4 protein-coding genes are annotated in these 3,332 nt (G+C 68.4%); all 4 read right to left on the bottom strand.

What is annotated here, in order from left to right:
• Window positions 1-821, bottom strand: an 821-nt coding sequence (locus BUB20358_RS27745; protein ID WP_174905174.1) for an Hpt domain-containing protein, incomplete at its 3' end; no start/stop codon positions are given.
• 33 nt (window positions 822-854) lie between these two features.
• Window positions 855-1,232 (bottom strand): response regulator, encoded by a 378-nt coding sequence (locus tag BUB20358_RS27740; RefSeq protein WP_006762900.1) that lies wholly within the window; start codon window positions 1,230-1,232, stop codon window positions 855-857.
• A gap of 26 nt (window positions 1,233-1,258) precedes the next feature.
• Window positions 1,259-2,278 (bottom strand): flagellar motor protein MotB, encoded by a 1,020-nt coding sequence (motB, locus tag BUB20358_RS27735; protein ID WP_006762901.1) that lies wholly within the window; start codon window positions 2,276-2,278, stop codon window positions 1,259-1,261.
• Between the two features lie 13 nt (window positions 2,279-2,291).
• Window positions 2,292-3,152 carry a flagellar motor stator protein MotA gene (motA, locus tag BUB20358_RS27730; RefSeq protein WP_006762902.1) on the bottom strand — a complete coding sequence of 287 codons (861 nt, stop codon included), beginning with the start codon at window positions 3,150-3,152 and terminating at the stop codon, window positions 2,292-2,294.
• Window positions 3,153-3,332: the final 180 nt, after the last annotated feature.

The raw sequence follows: 3,332 nt of genomic DNA, 5'->3' as shown, positions 1-3,332 counted from the left end.
GCCGCAACGTCGGCCGGCTCGGCCGCCGCCGGCGCGGCAGCCGATTCCGCGTGCGCGGCCGGCGCCGTGCCGTGCGCGACGCGGATCTGGCTTTCGTCGATCACGAAGCAGCACACCGCGACGATGTCGTCGGACGGCACGTCGGATTCGAGCCACAGCGTCAGGTCGGCGCCGGCTTCTTCGCGGCCGACGATCCGGCCGAGATTGCCGAGCTCCTCGGTGAGCAGCGCGCGGTCCTTCTCGTCGACGCCCGCGAGCGTGATCTTCAGGTGCGGGCCGCCCTCACCGGCGGCGGGCGCCGGATGCGCAGCCGCGACCGCCTGTTCGACGACGTGATCCGGTGCGCGGTCGGTCGCGGCGGCAGGCTCCGCCGCAGGCGCGGGGGCAGCGGCGGGCACGGCGGGCGCTGCCGCTGCCGGCGCATCCGTGCCGCTTTCGGCCTTCAATCGTTCGAGCTTCGCGCAGATCGCCGCGGCGGCCGCCGCATCCGGTTCGGCGCTCGCACGGTAGTCGGCGAGCTGGTCGGACAGCACGTCCTTCGTCTCGAGGAACGCGTCGACCATCTCCTTGGTCAGCGTCAGCTCGTGGTTGCGCGCGCGATCGAGCAGCGATTCGAGGATGTGCGTGGTCTCGGTCAGCGCGGAAAAGCCGAACGTCGCGGCGCCGCCCTTGATCGAATGCGCGGCGCGGAAGATCGCCGCGAGATCCTCGGGGTCGGGCGAGCCGACGTCGAGGTTCAGCAGCAGCTGCTCCATCTGCGCGAGCAGTTCGTCCGCTTCGTCGAAGAAGGTCTGATAGAACTGAGTGATGTCGAGAGTCATGCCCGGTCACCGGTTGAATTCGTCGCGTTCATGTCAGGAGGCCGTCTGCTCGGACAGCGTCGCGACCAGATCGACCAGCACGGCCGGATCGATCGGCTTTTCGATCCAGCCGGTCGCGCCCGCGTCGCGCGCGGCGTCCTTGAACGCATCGCTGCCTTCGGTCGTCAGCACGAGGATCGGCGTCTGCGCATACGCGCCGAGCTGGCGCAGCGACGCGATCACTTCGAGCCCGCTCTTGCGCGGCATGTTCTGATCGGTCAGCACCAGGTCGTACGGCGCGGTCGCCGCCATGTCGAAGCCGGCTTCGCCGTCCGGCGCGACCGTCACGTCGTAGCCGGCCTGCTCGAGCGTCGTCTGCAGCAGCGCGCGCATGGTCGCGGAGTCGTCGATGGCGAGAATCGTTCGGATCATCTCTGTCTCGGAATCGGATGGAAACGTCAGGGTTTCGGCGCGGCGACGGCGGCACTCGCGAGCGCCGGACGCACGGCCGGCGCCGGCGCGGCGAGCTGCTGCGCGAGCAGCTTCGAGCCGGCCGCGTCGGCCGACAGCGTCGTCGTCGTCGCGTCGTCGCGCATCAGCGCCTCTTCGGATTTGCGGTTCAGCACGATCACGCTGATCCGGCGGTTCTCCGGGTCGAGCGGATCGGCCTTGTTCAGGTTCTGCGTCGACGCGAGGCCGAGCACGCGCAGCACCTTCGCCTCGTCCATGCCGCCCGCGATCAGCTCGCGGCGCGACGCGTTCGCGCGGTCGGCCGACAGCTCCCAGTTGCTGTAGCCGCCTTCGCCGCCCGCGTACGGCACCGCGTCGGTGTGGCCCTGGACGATGATCCGGTTCGGCACGTCGTTCAGCGTCTTGCCGATCTCGCGCAGGATGTCGCGCATGTACGGCTCGACATGGTCGCTCGACATCGCGAACATCGGCCGCTTCTGCGTATCGACGATCTCGATGCGCAGCCCCATCAGCGTCGAATCGATGCGGATCTGCTGCTTGAACTGGCGCAGCGTCGGGTTCGCCTCGATCGCGGCCATCAGCTTGATCTGCAGATCGTGCAGGCGCGCCTGCTCGCGGCGCTCGAGCGCGCCTTGCGCCTGCGCCTGCGCGTCCTCGTCGTTCTTCTTCGCGACGCGGTCGGCGAGATTCGTCGTGCCGTCGGTACGGCGCAGCGTGCCGGCGTCGACGCTCGACAGGTCGCGGCCGCCGCCGTCGATGATGCTGGAATCCTGCGAGCTGCGGTCGCCGCTGCCGAACAGCGCGGCCTTCAGCGGCGTGTTGAAGTACTCGGCGATCCCCTTCAGCTGAACCGGCGTGACCGAGCTCAGCAGCCACATCAGCAGGAAGAACGCCATCATCGCGGTCATGAAGTCCGCGTACGCGAGCTTCCATGCGCCGCCGTGGTGGCCCTTCTTCTGCGGAGCCACCCGCTTGACGACGATCGCGCGATCCTTGCTCTTGCTCATCGGGCGCTCCGCATCACTTCGCCTTCACGCGGCGCACGTGCTCTTCGAGCTCGGCGAACGACGGACGCTCGGTCGAGAACAGCACCTTGCGGCCGAACTCGACCGCGATCGCCGGCGCATAGCCGTTCAGGCTCGCGAGGATCGTCACCTTGATGCACTGGAACATCTTCGTCGACTCGGCGACGCGCTGCTCGGCGAGGCTCGCGAGCGGCCCGATCAGCCCGTACGACAGCAGGATCCCGAGGAACGTGCCGACCAGCGCCTGCGCGATCATCGCGCCGAGCACCGCGGGCGGCTTGTCGGCCGACGCCATCGTGTGCACGACGCCCATCACGGCCGCGACGATGCCGAACGCCGGCATCGCGTCGCCGACGCGCATCAGCGCATGCGCCGGGCCTTCGCCTTCCGCGTGATGCGTCTCGATCTCCTCGTCCATCAGGCTTTCGATCTCGAACGCGTTCATGTTGCCGCCAACCATCAGCCGCAGGTAGTCGGTCAGGAATTCGACGATGTGGCGATCGGCGAGGATCTTCGGGTACTGCGTGAAGATCGGGCTCTTGTCCGGATCGTCGATGTCGGCCTCGAGCGTCAGCGTGCCTTCCTTGCGGGCCTTCGCGAGCAGCACGTACAGGAGCGCCATCAGCTCCATATAGACGTCCTTCGTGTACTTCGAACCCTTGAAGAGCGTCGGCAGCACGCGCAGCGTCGCCTTGATGGTCTTCATGCCGTTGCCGAGGATGAACGCGCCGACGCCGGCGCCCGCGATCATCAGGATCTCGACCGGCTGGATCAATGCGCCCAGATGCCCGCCTGCCAGCGCATAACCGCCGAAGACGGACAACAGCGTCACGAGTGTTCCCACGATAATCAGCACTGCCTGTCCCTCACGAAAGACCGGCGGGGAGACCGCCGTTAAGCAGGTTTACGGCAGTCGGCAGGAAAACTTTCGCGGCCGCGCGGGCGCGGCGCGGCGGTGTTTACCAGCAGGCGGCGACGGGTTTGCGCGGCGGGCGGGCGCCGCGCAACGCGCGTCGCGGGCGCGCCCGGCGGCGCT

The organism is Burkholderia dolosa (assembly GCF_902499135.1).
Lineage (GTDB): Bacteria > Pseudomonadota > Gammaproteobacteria > Burkholderiales > Burkholderiaceae > Burkholderia > Burkholderia dolosa.
Note: the sequence above shows the minus strand (reverse complement) of the source record. Positions and strands in the feature narration are given on the sequence as shown.